This is a genomic window from Pseudomonas mohnii, assembly GCF_900105115.1.
GTDB lineage: Bacteria > Pseudomonadota > Gammaproteobacteria > Pseudomonadales > Pseudomonadaceae > Aquipseudomonas > Aquipseudomonas mohnii.
Genome location: NZ_FNRV01000001.1, coordinates 2,654,223 through 2,674,882 on the forward strand (window position 1 = coordinate 2,654,223; position 20,660 = coordinate 2,674,882).

Annotated in this window: 18 protein-coding genes; 15 read left to right on the forward strand and 3 right to left on the reverse strand. The window is 60.8% G+C overall.

Features of this window, described 5'->3' with window-relative positions:
* Positions 1–27: 27 nt before the first annotated feature.
* The 13 genes from BLV61_RS12385 to BLV61_RS12445 all read left to right on the forward strand — a co-directional run bounded on the left by BLV61_RS12385 (position 28) and on the right by BLV61_RS12445 (position 11,470).
* Positions 28–327 (forward strand): 7(1) septoil knot domain-containing protein, encoded by a 300-nt coding sequence (locus tag BLV61_RS12385; RefSeq protein WP_090465349.1) that lies wholly within the window; start codon positions 28–30, stop codon positions 325–327.
* 224 nt (positions 328–551) lie between these two features.
* Entirely contained in the window at positions 552–1,817 is a 1,266-nt protein-coding gene (urtA, locus tag BLV61_RS12390; protein ID WP_047536907.1) for an urea ABC transporter substrate-binding protein, read from the forward strand.
* Positions 1,818–1,980: 163 nt separating this feature from the next.
* Positions 1,981–3,483: an urea ABC transporter permease subunit UrtB gene (gene urtB, locus BLV61_RS12395; protein ID WP_047536904.1), complete on the forward strand. Its 1,503-nt coding sequence runs from the start codon at positions 1,981–1,983 to the stop codon at positions 3,481–3,483.
* Positions 3,483–4,562: an urea ABC transporter permease subunit UrtC gene (urtC, locus tag BLV61_RS12400; protein WP_047536902.1), complete on the forward strand. Its 1,080-nt coding sequence runs from the start codon at positions 3,483–3,485 to the stop codon at positions 4,560–4,562. The genes urtB and urtC overlap by 1 nt, the downstream gene beginning before the upstream one ends.
* 10 nt (positions 4,563–4,572) lie before the next feature.
* Positions 4,573–5,442, forward strand: a complete 870-nt coding sequence (gene urtD / locus BLV61_RS12405) for an urea ABC transporter ATP-binding protein UrtD (RefSeq protein WP_047536900.1) — start codon at positions 4,573–4,575, stop codon at positions 5,440–5,442.
* A 109-nt stretch (positions 5,443–5,551) separates the two neighbouring features.
* Entirely contained in the window at positions 5,552–6,250 is a 699-nt protein-coding gene (gene urtE, locus BLV61_RS12410; RefSeq protein WP_047536898.1) for an urea ABC transporter ATP-binding subunit UrtE, read from the forward strand.
* Positions 6,251–6,293: 43 nt separating this feature from the next.
* Complete coding sequence (locus tag BLV61_RS12415; RefSeq protein WP_090465352.1) at positions 6,294–7,130, forward strand: urease accessory protein UreD; 837 nt, start codon at positions 6,294–6,296, stop codon at positions 7,128–7,130.
* Positions 7,131–7,269: 139 nt separating this feature from the next.
* The gene (gene ureA / locus BLV61_RS12420) at positions 7,270–7,572 is read left to right on the forward strand and encodes an urease subunit gamma (RefSeq protein ID WP_007937143.1); all 303 of its coding nucleotides are present in this window, start codon (positions 7,270–7,272) and stop codon (positions 7,570–7,572) included.
* 9 nt (positions 7,573–7,581) lie between these two features.
* Positions 7,582–8,115: a GNAT family N-acetyltransferase gene (locus BLV61_RS12425; protein ID WP_047536891.1), complete on the forward strand. Its 534-nt coding sequence runs from the start codon at positions 7,582–7,584 to the stop codon at positions 8,113–8,115.
* 6 nt (positions 8,116–8,121) lie between these two features.
* Positions 8,122–8,655 (forward strand): GNAT family N-acetyltransferase, encoded by a 534-nt coding sequence (locus BLV61_RS12430; RefSeq protein ID WP_047536889.1) that lies wholly within the window; start codon positions 8,122–8,124, stop codon positions 8,653–8,655.
* Positions 8,655–8,960: an urease subunit beta gene (locus BLV61_RS12435; protein ID WP_090465355.1), complete on the forward strand. Its 306-nt coding sequence runs from the start codon at positions 8,655–8,657 to the stop codon at positions 8,958–8,960. Before BLV61_RS12430 ends, BLV61_RS12435 begins: the two co-directional genes overlap by 1 nt.
* Before the next feature lie 139 nt (positions 8,961–9,099).
* Entirely contained in the window at positions 9,100–10,800 is a 1,701-nt protein-coding gene (gene ureC, locus BLV61_RS12440) for an urease subunit alpha (RefSeq protein ID WP_090465358.1), read from the forward strand.
* Positions 10,801–11,104: 304 nt separating this feature from the next.
* Positions 11,105–11,470 carry a DUF6124 family protein gene (locus tag BLV61_RS12445; RefSeq protein ID WP_090465361.1) on the forward strand — a complete coding sequence of 122 codons (366 nt, stop codon included), beginning with the start codon at positions 11,105–11,107 and terminating at the stop codon, positions 11,468–11,470.
* 116 nt (positions 11,471–11,586) lie between these two features.
* Here the strand turns inward: BLV61_RS12445 and BLV61_RS12450 are convergent, their stop codons facing one another.
* A complete protein-coding gene (locus BLV61_RS12450) occupies positions 11,587–16,836 on the reverse strand; it encodes an NEL-type E3 ubiquitin ligase domain-containing protein (protein ID WP_090465365.1) in 5,250 nt (1,749 codons plus the stop codon).
* Between the two features lie 248 nt (positions 16,837–17,084).
* On the opposite strand from BLV61_RS12450, the gene BLV61_RS12455 reads away from it, so the two are divergent.
* Both BLV61_RS12455 and BLV61_RS12460 read left to right on the forward strand, forming a co-directional pair.
* Positions 17,085–18,212, forward strand: coding sequence for a sensor histidine kinase (locus BLV61_RS12455; RefSeq protein WP_090465369.1), 1,128 nt, complete (start codon positions 17,085–17,087; stop codon positions 18,210–18,212).
* Positions 18,213–18,380: 168 nt separating this feature from the next.
* Complete coding sequence (locus BLV61_RS12460; RefSeq protein ID WP_090465372.1) at positions 18,381–19,289, forward strand: RHS repeat-associated core domain-containing protein; 909 nt, start codon at positions 18,381–18,383, stop codon at positions 19,287–19,289.
* 91 nt (positions 19,290–19,380) lie between these two features.
* Here BLV61_RS12460 and BLV61_RS12465 read toward each other — a convergent pair whose 3' ends face one another.
* Positions 19,381–19,686 (reverse strand): chaperone modulator CbpM, encoded by a 306-nt coding sequence (locus tag BLV61_RS12465; protein WP_047536870.1) that lies wholly within the window; start codon positions 19,684–19,686, stop codon positions 19,381–19,383.
* A gap of 23 nt (positions 19,687–19,709) precedes the next feature.
* Complete coding sequence (locus tag BLV61_RS12470) at positions 19,710–20,654, reverse strand: DnaJ C-terminal domain-containing protein (protein ID WP_047539226.1); 945 nt, start codon at positions 20,652–20,654, stop codon at positions 19,710–19,712.
* Positions 20,655–20,660 lie beyond the last annotated feature (6 nt).

Here is a 20,660-nt window from a genome sequence, read left to right on the forward strand (position 1 = left end):
CATCTCACGACCCTCAGGATGAGCCTCATGTTGAAATCTGTTTTCCTGTCGTTGCTGGTATTCGGCGCCAGCGCCGCATGGGCCGATACCACCGTCGATGTCTCGAAGATCTACGGCAAGATCCAGTTCGTCGACAGCTTCCCGGACTACAAGGTGCAGGTGGTGGACTCCTTTCCCGACCTGAAGGTGCAGCAGGTCGACTCGTTCCCGGACTCGCCAGGCAAGTGGAAAACCGTCGACAGCTTCCCGGATTACAAAATCCAGATCGTCGATTCCTTCCCCGATTTCAAGATCCAATACGTCGACTCATTTCCCGGCCCCAACTGAAGCTTTCTGCATCACCGCTGCCGCCACGCGGCAGCACCACAATGACGCATCCCTTCGCACCACCGCCCCGCCCTCGTCCCTTCGTGGTGCGCCGCCACCGCACGCGAGCGCACTAAAACGACATTTCCCTGCCTTTTGCCGACCGGGCACAGCCCTTGCTAAAGACCCTTCAGTAGTCCGCATCTGCCAACCAGAAAAATTCATAAGTTCATGGAGATCGCACAATGAAGCGTCGTAGCTTGATCAAGGCTTTCACACTCTCGGCATCGATTGCCGCGATGGGCATGACCTGGACCGTCCAGGCCGCCGAGACCATCAAGGTGGGCATTTTGCATTCGTTGTCCGGGACCATGGCGATCTCCGAAACATCGCTCAAAGACATGGCGCTGATGACCATCGACGAAATCAACGCCAAGGGTGGCGTGAACGGCAAGATGCTGGAGCCGGTAGTGGTCGACCCGGCATCGAACTGGCCACTGTTCGCCGAGAAAGGCCGCCAGTTGCTGACCCAGGACAAGGTCGCCGTGGTGTTCGGCTGCTGGACGTCGGTGTCGCGTAAATCGGTATTGCCGGTGTTCGAAGAACTCAACGGCCTGCTGTTCTACCCGGTGCAGTACGAGGGCGAAGAGATGTCGCCGAACGTGTTCTACACCGGCGCAGCGCCAAACCAGCAAGCGATCCCCGCAGTCGAATACCTGATGAGTGAAGAAGGCGGCAGCGCCAAGCGTTACTTCCTGCTCGGCACCGACTACGTCTACCCACGCACCACCAACAAAATCCTGCGCTCGTTCCTGCATTCCAAAGGCGTGGCAGACAAGGACATCGAAGAGGTCTACACCCCGTTCGGTCACAGCGATTACCAGACCATCGTCGCCAACATCAAGAAATTCTCCGCCGGCGGCAAGACCGCCGTCATCTCCACCGTCAACGGCGACTCCAACGTGCCGTTCTATAAAGAACTGGCCAACCAGGGCCTGAAAGCCACCGACGTACCGGTCGTGGCGTTCTCGGTGGGCGAAGAAGAACTGCGCGGCATCGACACCAAACCGTTGGTGGGCAACCTCGCGGCGTGGAACTACTTCGAATCGGTGGAGAACCCGGTGAACAAGAAGTTCGTCGCTGACTGGAAAGCCTACGCCAAGAAACACAACCTGCCGGGCGCCGACAAAGCGGTGACCAACGACCCGATGGAAGCCACTTATGTCGGCATCCACATGTGGGCCCAGGCCGCAGAAAAAGCCAAGTCCACCGACGTCGACAAAGTCCGCGAAGCCCTCGCCGGCCAGACTTTCGCTGCGCCGTCCGGCTACACCCTGACCATGGACAAGACCAACCACCACCTGCACAAGCCGGTCATGATCGGCGAGATCCAGGGTGATGGTCAGTTCAACGTGGTCTGGCAGACCGAAGGCCCGATCCGCGCCCAACCGTGGAGCCCGTTCATTCCGGGCAACGACAAGAAGCCGGACTATGCGGTGAAGAGCAACTAAGCCACTGGAGGTCGGGCCCGGGCATGGCGTTCGGGCCCGACACAAATCCCTGTGGGAGCGAGCCTGCTCGCGATGACGGCAGCACATTCAAGATCTCTGTGACTGACCCATCGCTATCGCGAGCAGGTTCGCTCCCACAATGTCCGCGTCAAGGCGACTCTCTATGTCCACGGCCCTTTACCGCCTCATCCTCGCCATCGCACTCTTGCTGCCAATGGCTACCTACGCCGGCGACGCCGAAGACTTCGTCGCCGCCAATCCCGTGCAGCAGGCCAAACTGCTGGAAGCCTGGGCCGCGCAGCCCGATCCGGCGCGCATCGAACTGATCAACGCCCTGCAACAAGGTGAGTTGAGCATCGACGGCCAGCCGAAAACCCTGCGCCTGAACAACCGCCTGCGGGGTCTGATCGACACCGCGCTGGCCAGCCATCAACTGCTCGCCGCCGACGCCAAAATCCGTCTCGGTGCCGCGCAGCAATTGCAGAAAAGTGCCAAACCCGCGCAACTGAAATTCCTCGACCAGCAACTGGCTGGCGAAAAGGACGAAACCGTTCACGCCGCCCTCAGCCTGGCCCTGGCCAATCTGCAATTGGTCGACAGCGACCCGGCCGTGCGCCTCGCCGCGGTGCGACTGCTGGGCGAAACCGGCGACCCGCTGGCCCGCACCCGCCTCGAAAGTCTGCTGGAACCGGGCGTCGAAACTGATGCCGGCGTGCGCACCGCCGCCGAAACCAGCCTGGCTCAAGTCAAACGCAAACTGCTGGTCGGCGAGTTGCTCGGCCAGGCCTTCAGCGGCATGTCACTGGGCTCGATCCTGTTGTTGGCGGCGCTTGGCCTGGCGATTACCTTCGGCCTGCTCGGCGTGATCAACATGGCCCACGGCGAAATGCTGATGCTCGGCGCCTACTCGACCTACGTGGTGCAGTTGATGTTCCAGCGCTTTGCCCCGCAGGCCATCGAGTTCTATCCGCTGATCGCCTTGCCGGTGGCGTTTTTCGTCACGGCGGCCATCGGCATGGCCCTGGAACGCACGGTGATTCGTCACCTCTATGGCCGCCCGCTGGAAACCCTGCTCGCCACCTGGGGCATCAGCCTGATGCTGATTCAGCTTGTTCGATTGGTGTTCGGCGCGCAGAACGTCGAAGTGGCCAACCCGGCCTGGCTGTCGGGCGGGATTCAAGTGCTGCCCAATCTGGTGCTGCCGTACAGCCGCATCGTCATCATCGCCTTCGCGCTGTTTGTGGTGGTGCTGACCTGGCTGCTGCTGAACAAGACCCGCCTGGGCCTGAACGTGCGCGCCGTCACCCAGAACCGCAACATGGCCGCCTGCTGCGGCGTGCCCACCGGGCGCGTGGACATGCTCGCCTTTGGCCTCGGCTCGGGCATCGCCGGCCTCGGTGGCGTGGCCCTGAGCCAGATCGGCAACGTCGGCCCGGACCTGGGCCAGAGCTACATCATCGATTCGTTCCTGGTGGTGGTGCTCGGTGGCGTCGGGCAATTGGCCGGTAGCGTGCTGGCGGCCTTCGGCCTGGGCATTGCCAACAAGATTCTCGAACCGCAAATCGGTGCCGTGCTCGGCAAGATCCTCATCCTCGCGCTGATCATTCTGTTCATCCAGAAACGTCCGCAAGGCCTCTTCGCACTGAAAGGACGGGTGATCGACTGATGAACCAGCCCCTGCTCGTTACCGCAACACAAAAAGCCGGCCCCAAAGTCACGATTGCCGTGGGTGCAGTCATCCTGATCCTGCTGCTGGCGTTGCCGTTGCTGTCGCTGTTATCGGCGGACAGCGCCTTTCACGTTTCGGCCTACACGCTGACGCTGGTGGGTAAAATCCTGTGCTACGCCATCGTCGCCCTGGCGCTGGATCTGGTCTGGGGCTATGCCGGATTGCTGTCCCTCGGCCACGGTTTGTTCTTCGCCCTGGGCGGCTATGCGATGGGCATGTACCTGATGCGCCAGGCTTCGGGCGATGGCCTGCCGGCGTTCATGACCTTCCTGTCATGGACCGAACTGCCCTGGTTCTGGACCGGCACCAGCAGCTTTCTCTGGACCTTGTGCCTGGTGGTGCTGGCGCCAGGGTTGCTGGCGCTGGTGTTCGGTTTCTTCGCCTTCCGTTCGCGGATCAAGGGCGTGTATTTCTCGATCATGACCCAGGCCCTGACCTTCGCCGGCATGCTGTTGTTCTTTCGCAACGAAACCGGGTTTGGCGGCAACAACGGCTTTACCAACTTCCGCACGATCCTCGGCTTTGGCATCACCGAACCGGGTACCCGCGCCGTGCTGTTTTTCGCCACGGTGCTGTTGCTGGTGGCGAGCCTGTTCATTGGCTGGCGCCTGGCGCAAAGCAAGTTCGGGCGGGTGCTGACCGCGCTGCGCGATGCGGAAAACCGCCTGATGTTCTGCGGCTACGACCCGCGCGGCTTCAAGCTGTTCGTGTGGGTGCTCAGCGCGGTGTTGTGTGGCCTCGCGGGTGCGCTGTACGTGCCACAGGTCGGCATCATCAACCCCAGTGAAATGTCGCCGACCAACTCCATCGAAGCGGCAGTCTGGGTGGCACTGGGCGGTCGCGGCACGCTGATCGGCCCGCTGCTCGGTGCCGGTGTGGTCAACGGCATGAAGAGCTGGTTCACCGTGGCGTTCCCTGAGTACTGGCTGTTCTTCCTCGGCGCGCTGTTCATCGTCGTGACCCTGTACCTGCCCAAGGGCGTGATCGGTTTGCTGAAGAAGAACGGCGAACAATGAGGATTGTAAAATGAGAACCACTGCGACGGCTGAATTCATGCTCGAACCGGCGTTTTTCCCCGTGGAGCCCAACAAGGACGCCGGCACCAGCCGCGATACGATCGGCCTCGGCCAGCGCGCCGGCAAAGGCCTGAACACTCGGCACGGCACCATCCTGACCCTGGAAGACATCAGCGTCAGCTTCGACGGCTTCCGCGCACTGAACAACCTGAACCTGTACATCGGCGTCGGCGAGTTGCGCTGCATCATCGGCCCCAACGGCGCGGGCAAGACCACGTTGATGGACGTGATCACCGGCAAGACCCGCCCCAGCCACGGCAATGCCTGGTTCGGCGAAACCCTGGACCTGACGCAGATGAGTGAAGTGCAGATCGCCCAAGCCGGCATTGGTCGCAAGTTCCAGAAGCCCACGGTGTTCGAGGCGCTGAGCGTGTTCGAGAACCTGGAACTGGCGCAGAAAACCGACAAGTCGGTATGGGCCAGCCTGCGGGCACGGCTCAGCGGCGAGCAGAAGGATCGCATCGCCGAAGTGCTCGACACCATCCGCCTGACCCCTTCGGTCAATCGCCCCGCCGGGTTGCTCTCTCACGGCCAGAAGCAGTTCCTGGAAATCGGCATGTTGCTGATGCAGGACCCGCAACTGCTGTTGCTCGACGAACCGGTGGCCGGCATGACCGACGCCGAAACCGAATTCACCGCCGAGCTGTTCAAGCGCCTGGCCGGCAAGCATTCGCTGATGGTGGTGGAACACGACATGGGCTTCGTCGGCTCGATTGCCGACCACGTCACCGTGTTGCACCAGGGCAGCGTACTGGCCGAAGGGTCGCTGGAGCAGGTGCAGGCCGATGAGCGAGTTATTGAGGTTTATTTGGGTCGGTGAATCGGCCAGCTACAAGCTTTCAGCTACAAGCGGCAAGTTACGAGCGAAAAGCCGTCCGGCTTTTTCTTGCAGCTTGTAGCTTGCCGCTGACAACTGCCCGGAGGGCCCTATGCTGCAAGTCGACAAACTGCACCAGTACTACGGCGGAAGCCACATCCTGCGCGGCCTGACGTTTGACGTGAAGGTCGGCGAGGTCACCTGCCTGCTCGGGCGTAACGGCGTGGGCAAGACCACGCTGCTCAAATGCCTGATGGGCCTGCTGCCGGCCAAAGAGGGCGCGGTGAATTGGGAAGGCAAGCCGATCACCACGTTCAAACCGCATCAAAGGGTGCATGCCGGGATCGCTTACGTGCCCCAGGGCCGGGAAATTTTCGGGCGCCTGACCGTGGAAGAAAACCTGCTGATGGGCCTGTCGCGCTTTCCCGGCTCCGAAGCCAAAGCAGTCCCGGCGTTCATCTACGAGCTATTCCCGGTGCTGCTGCAAATGAAGCACCGACGCGGCGGCGACCTGTCCGGTGGCCAACAACAGCAGCTCGCCATCGGCCGCGCCCTGGCCAGCCGTCCACGCCTGTTGATTCTCGACGAGCCCACCGAAGGGATCCAGCCGTCGGTGATCAAGGAGATCGGCGCCGTGATCAAGAAGCTCGCAGCCCGCGGTGACATGGCGATTTTGCTGGTGGAACAGTTCTACGATTTCGCCGCCGAACTGGCCGATCAATACCTGGTGATGTCACGGGGCGAGATCGTGCAACAGGGTCGCGGTGAAAATATGGAAGCCGAGGGTGTGCGCGGCCTGGTTACCATCTAAAGTTGCGATCTGATCCGTAGCATCCTAACGATAATTAGACATCATGAATCTACCCGCCTCGCCGTTGTTCACGCCCAGTTGGCATGCCGAACTCGAACTGGCTTACGCCCGTTTCGGTGACAGCACACGTCCGGTGCAGCGCCGCCACCTGGGCCCGTTGCGGGTGCAGAAGCACCTGTACGCCGAAGGGCCGCAGGTCTGCCAGCACATCATCGTCCACCCGCCGGGCGGAATCGCCGGCGGTGATCGCCTGAACATCTCGGCCAGCGTCGGCCGCGATGCCTGGGCACAGATCACCAGCCCCGGCGCGGCCAAGTGGTATCGCGCCGCCGGCCCCGCTTATCAGCAATTGAAATTGCAGGTCGCGGCCGGTGCGACACTGGAGTGGTTGCCACAAGAGACGATCGTTTTCAGCGCGGCGCAGGCTGAACTCAGCACCGCCATCGACCTTGAAGGCGATGCGCGGTTGTTCTACTGGGATGTCGTCGCCCTGGGTCGCCCGGCCAGCGGCGAGCGTTTCGACCTCGGACACTTTCAGGCGCAACTGGATATCCGCCGCGATGGCCAGTTGCTCTGGCACGAACGCCAGCGCATTGTCGGGGCTGATGGTTTGCTCGACTCACCGATTGGCCTGGACGGGCAACCGGTGTTCGCCACCCTGTTGGTGACCGGGGAAATCGATAGCGATTTGCTGGAGCGTTGTCGCTCGCTGCCCCATGCCGTACGCGGGGATCTGACGCAATTGCCGGGGCTGTTGGTCGCCCGGTGCCTGGCCAGCGAGGCACTGCTGGCCCGTGGCTGGCTGATTGATGTGTGGCGAATGCTCAGGCCTGTGTTGCTCGACCGTGAAGCGGTCCCACCCCGAATATGGAACACCTGAACACCGATCCCTATGGGAACTGGCTTGCCAGCGATGCTTTTGGCGGCCTTGAGGTCCCCATCGCTGGCAAGCCAACTCCCACAGGGGTCGTGTTTATGTACCCGAATACCTTTTTAATCTGCCCTGATGGATTGCACCAATGGACCTGACCCCACGCGAAAAAGACAAGCTGCTGATCTTCACCGCAGGCCTGGTGGCCGAGCGGCGTTTGGCGCGCGGCGTAAAACTCAATTACCCGGAGGCCATGGCCTACATCTCCGCGGCGCTGCTCGAAGGTGCCCGCGATGGCCAGACCGTGGCCGAGTTGATGCACTACGGCACCACCCTGCTCAGCCGCGAGCAAGTGATGGAAGGTATCCCGGAAATGATCCCGGAGATCCAGGTCGAAGCGACTTTTCCCGACGGCACCAAACTGGTCACCGTCCATCAACCGATCGCCTGAGGCCACGCCATGACTTACCACATCCGCGATGCGGTACATGCCGACCTGCCGGCCATCCGCGACATCTACAACGACGCCGTGCTCAACACCACGGCCATCTGGAACGAACAGGCCGTGGACCTGGGCAATCGCCAGGCCTGGTTCAGCGCCCGGCAATCCCAGGCGTACCCGATCCTGGTAATCGTCAACGCCGAAAACCAGGTGCTGGGCTACGCTTCATTCGGCGACTGGCGGCCTTTTGATGGCTTTCGTCACACCGTCGAACATTCGGTTTACGTACGCAGCGACCAGCGCGGCAACGGCCTCGGTCCTCGGCTGATGGAGGTACTGATCGAGCGCGCCAAGGGATGCGACAAACACGTGATGGTGGCCGCCATCGAAAGCGGCAACGCCGCGTCCATTCGCCTGCATGAGCGCATCGGCTTCGTGACCACCGGGCAAATGCCTCAGGTGGGCACCAAGTTCGGTCGCTGGCTGGACCTGACCTTTATGCAATTGACCCTCAATCCTGGCGCGCAACCACCGAGCGCCAACAAGGAGTGATACCCCATGAACCCCGCCCAACTGCGACGCGTCAATGTTGAGAGTTTTGCGCACTATCGTCAGGGCTTGATTGATCTGCTTCTGGACGCCGTGGGCTATGGCGCCAGCGTCGGTTTCATGGCCGACCTGGACGCGACTCAGGCCCGCGCGTATTTCGATGAAGTCCAGGAAAACCTGAACAAGGGCCATGTGCTGCTGTGGGTGGTGGTCAAGGACGAACAAGTGCAGGCCAGCGTGCAACTGACCCTGTGCCAGAAAGCCAACGGCCTGAACCGTGCCGAAGTGCAAAAGCTGCTGGTGCGCGAACACGCGCGGCGTCGAGGGTTGGGCCAACAGTTGATGAATGCACTTGAGCAAGCGGCCCTGCAGCACAAGCGCGGCATGCTCTACCTCGATACCGAAGCGGGCTCTGTGGCGGAAGATTTCTACAAGGCCCTGGGTTACACCCGAGCCGGCGAAATCCCCGACTACGCCTGCGACCCGAGCGGACGCTACAAGCCGACCGCCCTCTACTACAAGATTCTGCAAGGAGCCCATTGATGATTCCCGGTGAATACCAGATCCAGCCCGGCGACATCGAACTCAACGCTGGCCGTCGCACCCTGAGCCTGACGGTGGCCAACAGCGGCGACCGGCCGATCCAGGTCGGCTCGCACTACCACTTCTTCGAAACCAACGACGCCCTGACCTTTGACCGCGCCGCCAGCCGAGGCATGCGCCTGAACATTCCCGCCGGCACCGCCGTGCGCTTCGAGCCGGGGCAGAGCCGCGAGGTCGAGCTGGTCGACCTGGCCGGGCATCGACGAGTGTTCGGGTTTGCCGGGCGGATCATGGGAAATCTCTGATTAAGGCAGTGTCTGTTCCGGCCCCTTCGCGAGCAGGCTCGCTCCCACAGGGAAATGCGATCAACTGTGAGAGCGAGCCTGCTCGCGAAAGTGAGCGCAGCGAACGATTTCAAATTCAATTGAATCTCAAGGCAAACGAATGAAAATTTCCCGTCAGGCCTACGCCGACATGTTCGGCCCCACCGTCGGTGACAAGGTGCGTCTGGCCGACACCGACCTGTGGATCGAAGTGGAAAAAGACTTCACCACCTACGGCGAAGAAGTGAAATTCGGCGGCGGCAAAGTGATCCGCGATGGCCAGGGCCAGAGTCAGTTGCTCGCCGCCGACGTGGTCGACACCCTGATCACCAACGCGCTGATCATCGACCACTGGGGCATCGTCAAGGCTGACGTCGGCCTCAAGGACGGGCGCATCGCCGCGATCGGCAAGGCCGGCAACCCGGATGTCCAGCCTGATGTCACCATCGCCATTGGGGCCGGCACCGAAGTCATCGCCGGTGAAGGCATGATCCTCACCGCCGGCGGTATCGACACGCACATCCACTTCATCTGCCCGCAGCAGATCGAAGAAGCGCTGATGAGCGGCGTCACCACCATGATCGGCGGCGGTACCGGGCCGGCCACCGGCACCAATGCCACCACTTGCACCTCCGGTCCTTGGCATTTGGCCCGGATGCTTCAAGCCGCCGATGCCTTCCCGATGAACATCGGCCTGACCGGCAAAGGCAACGCCAGCCTGCCGGGGCCGTTGATCGAGCAGGTCAAGGCCGGCGCCATTGGCCTGAAGCTGCACGAGGATTGGGGCACCACGCCCGCGAGCATCGACAACTGCCTGAGCGTCGCCGACCAGTACGACGTGCAGGTAGCGATCCACACCGACACCCTCAACGAATCCGGCTTCGTCGAAACCACCCTCGCCGCCTTCAAGGGTCGCACCATCCACACCTACCACACCGAAGGCGCGGGCGGTGGTCATGCCCCGGACATCATCAAGGCCTGCGGTTTCGCCAACGTACTGCCGAGTTCCACCAACCCGACCCGGCCGTTCACCCGCAATACCATCGACGAACACCTGGACATGCTGATGGTCTGCCATCACCTGGACCCGAGCATTGCCGAAGACGTGGCCTTCGCCGAAAGCCGCATCCGCCGCGAGACGATTGCCGCCGAAGACATCCTCCACGACCTCGGCGCGTTCTCGATGATCAGCTCCGACAGCCAGGCCATGGGCCGGGTCGGCGAAGTCATCACCCGCACCTGGCAAACCGCCGACAAGATGAAAAAGCAGCGCGGCCCGCTGCCCGGCGACGGTGAAGGCAACGACAACTTCCGCGCCAAACGCTACATCGCCAAATACACCATCAACCCGGCGATCACCCACGGCATCAGCCATGAAGTGGGCTCGGTGGAAGTCGGCAAATGGGCCGACCTGGTGCTCTGGCGCCCGGCGTTCTTCGGGGTCAAACCGACGCTGATCCTCAAGGGTGGCGCCATCGCCGCCAGCCTGATGGGCGACGCCAACGCTTCGATTCCGACGCCGCAACCGGTGCACTACCGCCCGATGTTCGCAAGCTTTGGCGGCTCGCTGCATGCCACCAGCATGACCTTCATCAGCCAGGCCGCACAGGAGGCCGGCCTGCCCGAAGCCTTGGGCCTGAAGAAGAAAATCGCCGTGGTCAAAGGCTGTCGCCAGGTGCAGAAAACCGACCTGATCCACAACGACTACCTGCCGAACATCGACGTCGACCCGCAGACCTATCAGGTCAAGGCCGACGGCGTGTTGTTGTGGTGTGAGCCGGCGGATGTCTTGCCGATGGCGCAGCGGTATTTCCTGTTCTGAGTGCAAGCCGCTCGTCCAAAGAAAAACCCGATGGCGGGTGACCGCCATCGGGTTTGCTTTTTCTGCCGTACGCGTCAACAGGCTTAACTGTAGGCAATGGTCAAAGATTTTGTAGCTCTGATGACATAACCCTGAAAGCGCTTAAACAAGCCCTGTCGAAATGCGTTTAGCGGACAAAGACGCAACGTTTAGAAACGATGAAAACCCTTGAAAAATCGAGGAAGCATCCGACGTATTTTTAGGGTTGGCCGTCGGAAGTCAGAGGGGTAGCGTGGCATCTCCAGACCTTCCACGGAGACTCTCCATGCCTAACGTCACCGACTCACCCGCTGGATCAGAAACTCAAAACACCGATGCGCACCTCTGCACGCCGTCAAAAAAGCTTCACCCTGCGGTTGATCGCGCACTGGACTATTACCTCAAACCCAATATGCCGACGACGGCCGCCACGCGCTCGCCCAGCACCATTTTTGTCGTTGCACCGGACGTCGACAACGAAACGCTATTGGCCCATGCCTGCGAGTCGTTGGCGTCGGCGAGCGTGATGGCGAGCGAGTTTGCCGGGATGCTGGACGGGGCCAGCCGCAACGCCATGCTGGCGCTTCAGCAGGTGATCATGCTCAGTGAGCTGGCGGTGAATCGGGTATTGGATAATCGTGCGCGAACCTGAAAAAGCGCTGTTCGGTTCAGGACCAACACCGTACCTGTGGCGAGGGAGCTTGTCGGAGCGCCGCCCCGGAACAAGCTCGCTCGCCACAGGTTTATGACTGTTGTACGGGCTCGCGGTTATTGACCAGGCTCAAGCTCAAGGCGCGGTAACCGGGCTCGTTCGATCGCTTGTTGAGTGATCGATTTCAGCGTCTGCCGGATCTGCCGGTCGATGTCGGTCAACGCCTTGATGTAGTCCTCATCACTCATGACCTGCCCCTCGCTGAAGGCGTTTTCGTCGCGGTTCAACTCGCGACAGAGCGCCTTGATCTCCGCCTCAAAAGCCACCTTCGCCGTCGGTTCCACGGCCTCGGAGCGACGCAGCAACGCATCTTGCAACTCCGTGGTCGCGTCGATCTGTCGCTTCAAACTGTCCAGTTCTTTCGCGCTGGAAGACTCCAGCCAGGTGTTCCACAAGGGCTGTTCAAGGATTCGATCCGTGAGCAAGTCGCCTTCCTCCAGCGCCACGATTCGCCGGAACGCCGCCTCGATCATTTCCTTGCTGACCCCGGCAATCTTGCGGAACTGCATGCCCCGGGCCTGCCACGGCAAATCAAGGCGCTGCGCCAGGTCAGTCATGTAAGCCAGGTGCACTTCCACTTCATCGATGGTCCCGGTGACATTGCCCTGCCCGTCGAGTCGCCGAAACCGCTCCCCCGCCGCCAACCGTGCCGCCACCCGTTGGCGGGCAATGGCGCCGAGTTCATCGAGCCGCGACTTGCCCTGGGCCAGCTCCAGCAACCGAGTTTCGATCAGGTCCGCGCTGCCCAGGGCATAGGCCTCGTGAATCAGCACCTGCAGGCCCATGGCGTTGAACAGTTGCGTGCCGCCATCCACGCACTCGGTGGGCGTGGCGGCCTCGTTGAACAACTTGACCCGCAGTTCACTGTCCTTGGCCATGGCCTCGAGCATGCGCCAGACCTTGGCGGTCAGGTCTGTCTTGTAGGCGCCGCCCGCCGTGAAGTCGGCCGATTGAGTGAGCTTGCGGATTTCATTGAAGAATGGCACCGAGTCGAACTCATCCTCGACCTCGTTCCAGATTTCCTGTTTTTCCTGCCATTGCCGCTCGGTCATGCCCATCCACCAGTCAGAGCTGTCCAGCGTGCCGCGCGGTGGGTACGGTCGCTCCGGGTCCATGCCCACCGATTCAATGTAGGACTTGAGGGTGTCGAGGTTATCCGGCGAAATCCAGCGGGGTTCACGGCTGATCAAGGTGCGCGCCAGCAGTTCGGCGCGAAACGAACCCGGTGCGACCTCCGGGATCCGGGTGATCGGGTTGTGTCGCAGATCGAGGTAAATACTGCGCGGCCGCGACTGGGAAAACAGTCCGACGGGCCAGCTGTCCAGGCCCGTTTCGTTGAGCAAAATGACCTGCAATTGCGGCATGCGGCTGATGTTCGGCGCGAGCTTCAACGGGTTGCCCCGCAAGCCCAGCGACCGCAATTGAACCAGCTTTTTCAGGCGATCCACCGCCAACGCGTCCAGTTCGATACGATTTTCATTGAAGGAAAGGTCCGTGAGATGACTCATCTCGTTGATCACCTCTGGAACGGCGGTCAGCAGGTTGTCCTGCAGGTTGAGATAACGCACCCGGCGAAACGAGCTGAGAAACCCCAGGTGCTCGTTGCGCAACTCGCCGCTGCGCACGCTCAGGCTGGTGACGTGATCGAAGTTGGCATCCAGTTTCGGCAGCGTCTCAAGCAGCCGACGGATCAGAGGAAAATCGTCGAGCTGCAGCCATTGCGGGTGCGCCGCACCTGCCACTTGCACACCCTCGGGCCCGCTGCGCTGCCAGCATTGCCGGATCGCCTTGTAGAAGCGCTCCCGGGCGCGCAATTCAGCAATCCCTGACGGCGTGAAACGGAAGGACGCCGTCGGTGAAGTCATCCAGTTTTGCATCGTCCGGTTCAATTGATCGAACTCGGCCTCCAGCGCGGTCAGCCTTTCATGGGCCGATCCACCGTTCTGAGCGAACTCGGTCAACAGCGTTTCAACCTCTTGCGCAGTGAAACCCGGATACAGCGAACGAGCCCGGCGCCGCAATCCCATGCCGCGCGGGACCTGTGCATAACCTGGCATGCCGCCGCGCAAGCGCATGACGCTCGGGTCGTAGGACGGCTTGAGAACCGGGTTGTCCCGCAGGACCGGTTCGAACACGGATCGATCCAGCGGCCGTGCCTTTATCGCTTGCTCAAGTCCCGCTGCATCATGGATTTCATAACCCAGGGCTACGCGCTGTTGGTCGGGCAATGCGTGCAGCACTGCAGCATAAAGCGTGTCCGCGCCGTGCAGATGTTGATCGAGCGCATCCCGCGCTTCATATCGGCCATCCTCGCCCAGAATCAGCACCTTGCGGATCGGCGCGTCCTCCGGGCCAAGACTGTCGCGCAACGTGCCCGAAAATGAATATTCACGAATCTCCAGACGCAGGTCCGCAGGCCAGCCAGGCAGGGCTGCCAGGGAGTGCAGCTGCAGTCGCTCGGTGTCGGTGTTGTGCAATTCGCCGAGGTACAGGCCCTCATACGCTCGCGCCACCCTGAGCTGGTGCGCCGCTTCCCGGGCCTGTTGCGAAAGCCTCAAGGGCACGCGTTTTTTCTCGGCCAGATGCTGCAGGTCCGAAGGGTCTGCGTGATCCAGAAGCGCTTGCGCCACGCTGGTCGAGAGCGAGGACTCGTCGCCCTTGAGCAAATTCAATCGGGCATCGTCCGTACCCTCCCGGCGCTCGTACAGCTTGTCGAACAAACGCCTTTTACTGCCTCGCGCCTGATCGGCCAGGCGATCGCGCAACGCCTTGACACGCGCCTTTGAATCCCCGGAAAACCACTGCCCCAGCATTTCGCGCAGGGCCTGTTCATCCAAGAACCCGACCACACGCTCAGGCAAAGCACCGGCCAACAAATCCTGCCAGGTCATTTGCAAGGTGTTGGCCGGCAACGCGTCGGCATAGCCCTCCTTGATCGCCGCCCCCGACAGGCCCGGCCCCTCGAACACTTCGATGGCCTTGCCCTCGGGCCAGCCTGGCAGTTCCGTCATGAAGCGCACGGCATAATCGCCCCAGTCCTGGCCGACTCGATTGGCCTGAATCTGTTCCGCACAGGCCTCGGCGTCGGCGTATGCCCTGAAGCGCTTGAGGGTATCGGTCAGCAGCGCGGGCGGGGTTTCGTGTTCCACGTGCAGCCGGCGCAATGCATCTTCGTGAACGCCACTGACGGTCAGGATCTGCTCCAGGGTTTGATCCGTGAATCCGTCCACCGAGGCGCCCAAACGCTGGAGCAATTGACGCCGATCCCATTCCAGCGGTTGATCAAGCTCCGTCTTCCACAAGCCCGCGCCGTTGTGTTCCAGCAAGGGTTGATAGGCGTCTGCACGGGTTGGGTGTTGCAGGCGATGCTGGCCCGTGTCTGGGTCCTGTTTGACTTCATAGCATTTTTCGTCGATGCGCAGCAGGTCCCGATCCTGATGCCGGTACAAGCCTTTTTCACCGACGACGCCCTCCTTGGGCACGGTGACCGATTGCTCATAGGGCGTCAGATCCGGATTCCACAACCGCTGCTTGCCCGCGACCTCCACAGGCTTGAGCCCTTCGACGAAGGGCGAGACCTTGATCGGTGTCAGCTGGCCGCTTGGCAATGCATGACCGGCGCTCATCAGCGCCAACTGTGCAAAGTTGATCAGCACGCCATTGAAGTAGGCAGAGGCCTCTTCCTTGTCGCCTTTGCTCCAGTCTTCGATACCTTCGGCCACCTCGGCGAGCATCTGCGCAATCATGATGCCGAGCATCGCTTCGCCCGCACCGGGCACCAACATCGCGGCGAAATTGAACAGGTTCCAGCCGATGTCCAGGTAACTGGTCAGGCGCTTGAAGCGGGCGTTGGCGTCCTCGTCGTCGGTCGGCACCGCGATGCGTCGGGCATCGGCGATGGCCTTGTCGCGGCGCTGCACGAACAGTGTCGCCCACAGATCGCCGGTGATCTGATTGGTAATGGGTTCCGCATCGGGATTCTCCACCGCCGTTTCGCGCCACCACGGCCCCATGTCCAGCGGCTCGCGTTGCTGCCAGGTAAACGTCTTGAGGCGCTCGTTGACCCGGTGGAAAAACAGCCCTTTGTCCTTTTGCGCCACGAACCGGCTGAAAAAGGCCTGGTACTTCGCGTCGCGCAGCTGTCCGATCAGGGTTTTCATGAACTCGGTCAGCGACGAGTATTCCTTGAGAGGATGCTCCGGATCATCCGGAACATAGGCGATCAAGTGGCCGGACAAACGACTCTGATGGTAGACGTCGTCCCGGCGCAGAAGCTCATCGCTGAGACCCTGGGGCCCATTGGCAAAAAACGCCTGCAGCAGTTTGAACCGCTCGTACTCTGTTCCGGGCAATACCGGGATACGCTGCGACCATTCGCTCCAGAACTTCAACCCTTCAGGGGTCAAGGCATCGATCGCCTGCTTGATCTGCGACGGATCGCTCACGGCGCTGAACAGCACGATGCCCGTCAACCGAAAGCCCATCAGCGACAATCGGTGGCACTGCAACGGCCGATCGTACAGCGTGGTATTGGCCTGGCTCTCGCGTATTTGCCTGAGCTTGCCGTAGGCATGGTCGCTGATATCGCCCTTCAATCGCGCGACCAGTGACGCCAGCTGAAACGTGGCTTTTTCACTGGCCACGGATTCGTCCTGCAAGGCGCTCCGGGCTTCGGCTGTTGCGGGCAGCAGGACGGATGTGATGTGCCGCTGGTACTGTCCGCCAAGGTCGAGGCTGCGGCACATCGATGCAAACCCGGACAAGGAAATCGCGGGCTCAAGCGCAGGAGCGCCACGCTCATCCTTGCGATAGATGCCGGAGTTGCTGCGCCAGGCGTCCTCGGTGGTTTCAGATTCCTCGAAATTGTGCAGCGCCGCCTCCAGCAACGTGGACTGCCGAACGCGACTGGCCCCGGTATCAATGACAAGGCCAATTTTGCTGGGCACTTCAAGTTGTACGCTGAGCCCGTCGATGCCTTTGACGTTTTTGAAATTCGATTGCATTGCCGTACGCAGCAGTGGCTCGGCGAAGGCATTGATGTCGTGCTGCAAATCGCCCAGGGTCTTGTCCAGTACGTTTTGCAGACGCCCCTGTTCTTCAATCAATTCCTTCAGGTATTGGCGGTCTGTTTCCCGTGCACTGCTATACCACTCAGGGGGCTCTGGCCTGAGCGTTTCAAGGCTTTCCAGTCTCGACATCGAGGCCTTTTTGATCGCCTCAGGTAGTACCGCGAGTATACGACGGTAATAAACCCCATTATTTTGCGCGGGCGTTGCCCGCACGTTGCTTCCATGCAAATCAGACACTGTTCAATCACCTTGATGACAGGATAGGAAGCCACAGGTTCATTCACCGGAGCGGGAAAAAAAAGAGCAAATTCCTGCTGGACCACTCCATAAAACAGGTGCAAACGGGTCGAAAATCAAAGAGCTATCGATAGGTATGTACCGCCACAAATGCGCTGGGTCATGCCGTCGCATCAGCGGTCGTATTTTTCCCGCCAAAGAGACTAATATTCGAATCGCTGTCCCCGATTCATGCTCAGGTAACCACCATGCGTCTTTCCGAATTCATCGCCTTGAACGTTAATCGAATCGTCGATGAGTGGGAGCAATTCGCCAAAACCATCACCCCGGCCGCGCAATCGATGGATAGCGTTTCGCTGCGCGACCATGCGAAGTCGATCCTGCTGGCCGCGGCCAGGGACATGACAAAGCCTCAGACCCCCAGCGAACAGGCGGCCAAAGCCCGCGGCGAAGGGCCGGAAAAAACCCCAAGCCTGGATGAGGCCGGCGCCAGTCATGGCGAATTGCGCCACAACGTGGGGTTTGATCTGGTGCAGATGACCAGCGAATTTCGCCATTTGCGCGCCACTGTGATTCGTTTGTGGGTCGACAGCCTGGACAGCCCCAACCTGGCTTACTTCCAGGACATGATTCGCTTCAATGAAGCCATCGACGAAGCCCTGGCCGAGTCCACGGCGGCCTATGCCGAACAAGTCAATCGTTCGCGGGACATCTTTCTGGCGATTCTCGGCCACGACCTGCGCGCGCCGCTGCAAGCGGTGAGCATGTCTACCGAACTGCTGATGCGCAAAACCACACTGGAGGGCGATGCCCTGGCCTGCGCGTCCCACATCCAGCGCGGGACGCGCCATATGGCGGTGATGGTCAGCGATTTACTGGAACTGGTACGCAGCCGCCTGGGGCGGAGCCTGCCGATCGAACCGGCGCCCATGGACATGGCCGAAGCAGCACACGCGGCGATTGCCGAAGCCTGTGCGGGCAATCCGGAGTGCGATCCGACGCTGCAAGTGCTGGGCGACGCTCGTGGTAACTGGGATCCGGGGCGCATCGCCCAGATGTTGCAAAACCTGATCGGCAACGCCTTGCAGCATGGTTCGAACAAACGCGACGTAATCGTGACCCTCAAAGGCGAGCCGCTCTCCGTTCGTCTTACCGTGCACAACTACGGAATACCCATCCCCGAAGACGCCATCGCCACGATTTTCGATCCACTGGTGCGCAACGCCGGCGAAGAACTGGGCCAACCTTCAACCAGCCTGGGTTTGGGGTTGTTTATCGTCAAGGAGGTGGTGGATGCCCACAAGGGGACGATTGAGGTCAGTTCGAATGAAGAGGACGGCACGCGGTTTACCGTGGTGCTTCCCAGAAAGGTTTGAAGCCGTTGCGACCGGCGGGCTTTTGTGGCGATTACTCCACCACCAACCGCCCCAACCGCTGCCGCAACATCCGGTTCTCTGCCCTGACTATCAGTTCTGATAGTTCCCGGTTTTTCGCCGTCCGAGTACAACTGGGCGTACGTATCCAACCTCTAAGGCAGACCTCCCATGACCGGCTCGGCAAACAGTGACCAACCCTTGCGTCTGCTGCACACTCTTTTGTTGGCCACCGACAGCAAAAGCTCGGTGCTGGCCAATATCAGTGGCGGCAGAATCAATCGCATGGCGTATTCCGCCTTTGGTTTTCAATCCGCCGAACAGGAGGAGGTCCCGCGCTTGGGATTCAATGGCCAGTTTCGCGAGGCATTGAACTGGTATTTCCTGGGCAATGGCTATCGCGTCTACAACTCGCGACTGATGCGTTTTCATAGCCCGGACAGTTGGAGTCCGTTTGGGGAGGGTGGTTTGAATGCGTATATGTATTGCGCGGGCGATCCGGTGAATTTTTCGGATCCGACGGGGCATATGGGGCTCCGGAATTTTTGGGGGTTACAGAGAGGCATTGCAAGAACATCCAGCGCCTCCAGCTTACGGCCGCTCGTCCCAACCGCTGCCGCAGCCCCAACCAACCCCACCGCATCACGGGCAGGGATGACCAATCCCGCCTTTGACAATACAGAGAACCAGCCCACCTACAAAACCTTACCGGCACTCACCAGAACGACCAATACGGTTGTAACCACTGACACAGTGGACATCGGACATGCGAATCGAATGCCTCCCCCCATTCCGCCCAAGAAGCAGACACCCCGCTTTAATGATACCGGTGGTCAGGTGGGCATCCTTAGCCCTAATCAGCGCCCAGGCCAGCCTGCCCGGTACCGGAAGATCTGGGAAAGTGAAGCCTTTCGATTTCCTCAGGCCCCTGCTCCTGAGCCAAGAAAGCTACAAAATGGCGCCACGCGTTACTACTCCGTGAGTTACGACCTTAATGGCAACCCCACACAGAGCAGCGTCGAAAAAATCTCCATGTCCGAGCTAGCAGAACGAACGAGACGCAAGGGAAGTCAACGCTGAATGCGTTGACCATCAACAAGGGCAATCGACTGTTTGTAATCGCAAGTGAGTCGCATCCAACAGACCTTGGAACTGGCCTGTCGAGGGCGACTTACTCCACCACCAACCGCCCCAACCGCTGCCGCAACATCCGGTTCTCCGCCCGCAGTTGCTGCACCTCTTCGAGCAGGTTAAGCGCCAGGGCGACGCCTTCCCATTCCAGTTCCAGGTCGCGCCGCAGCTTGGCGGCGCGCTTGGCCAGGGTCAGTTCGTAATCGGTGAAGCGCCAATCCTTCGGCGTGCCCCCTTGGGGTTCGAGGATGCCGTGTTCGACGATTTCGATCACGTAGACGTCCGACAGGTCGGTCGCCTCACAGAATTCGGCCAGGTCCAGTTGAACGATCAGAGGGCTGCTCATTACGGGCTACTCCGGGTCTTGGATCAGAAATTTTCTCTCGGGTCGAACGCGGCTTTTTGCGCCAGTTCCTGCCACAGGGCCTTAATGTCATCGTCCGACTTTTTCGGCATGACGGCCTTCAGTTGCACGAACAGGTAACCCCGCTCGCCCGCCTTGCTCCGCAGGCCATGGCCCTTGGCGCGCATGCGCTGGCCGTTCTGGCTGCCGGCCGGCACCTTGAGGTTGATCTTGCCGGTCAGGGTCGGCACGGCCACTTCGGTGCCCAGGGCCAGTTCCCAGGGAGCCAGTGGCAGCGTGATGATCAGGTTTTCGCCTTCGACATCGAATTTCGGGTGCGGCGCGAAACGGATGGTCAGGTACAGATCGCCATTGGCGCCGCCACCGACACCCGGCGCGCCCTGGCCCTTGAGGCGAATGCGCTCGCCGTCGGTCACGCCGGCGGGGATCTTCACGTTCAGACTTTTAGTGGTATTGCTGACGTGCTGGCCGGCGGCGTTGTACTGCGGCACCTGGAAGGTGACCTTCTTCGACTCGCTCGAAAGGGTTTCTTCCAGAAAAATCGCCAGTTCCATTTCCACGTCCTGTCCTCGACGCCCGCTGCTGCGACGCGACTCTGCCCCGCCAAAGCCGGGGCCACGGTTACCGAAGATCGAACTGAAGAAGTCCGAAAAATCGCCAGTGTCCTGACCGCCACCACCGAAACCGCCACGGCTTTGCCAGCCTGGCGGCCCCTGGAACGGTTGACCATGCTGGCCATAGCGGCGCAAATCGTCGTATTCGGCGCGTTTGTCGGCGCTTTTCAACGCCTCGTAGGCCTCGGAGACATCCTTGAACTTGGCCTCGGCGTCCTTTTCCTTGCTGACGTCGGGGTGGTATTTGCGCGCCAGCTTGCGATAGGCGGCCTTGATCGCCTTGTCGTCTGCGGTCGGCTCCACACCGAGAATCTTGTAATAGTCTTTGAAGTCCATCGTGGG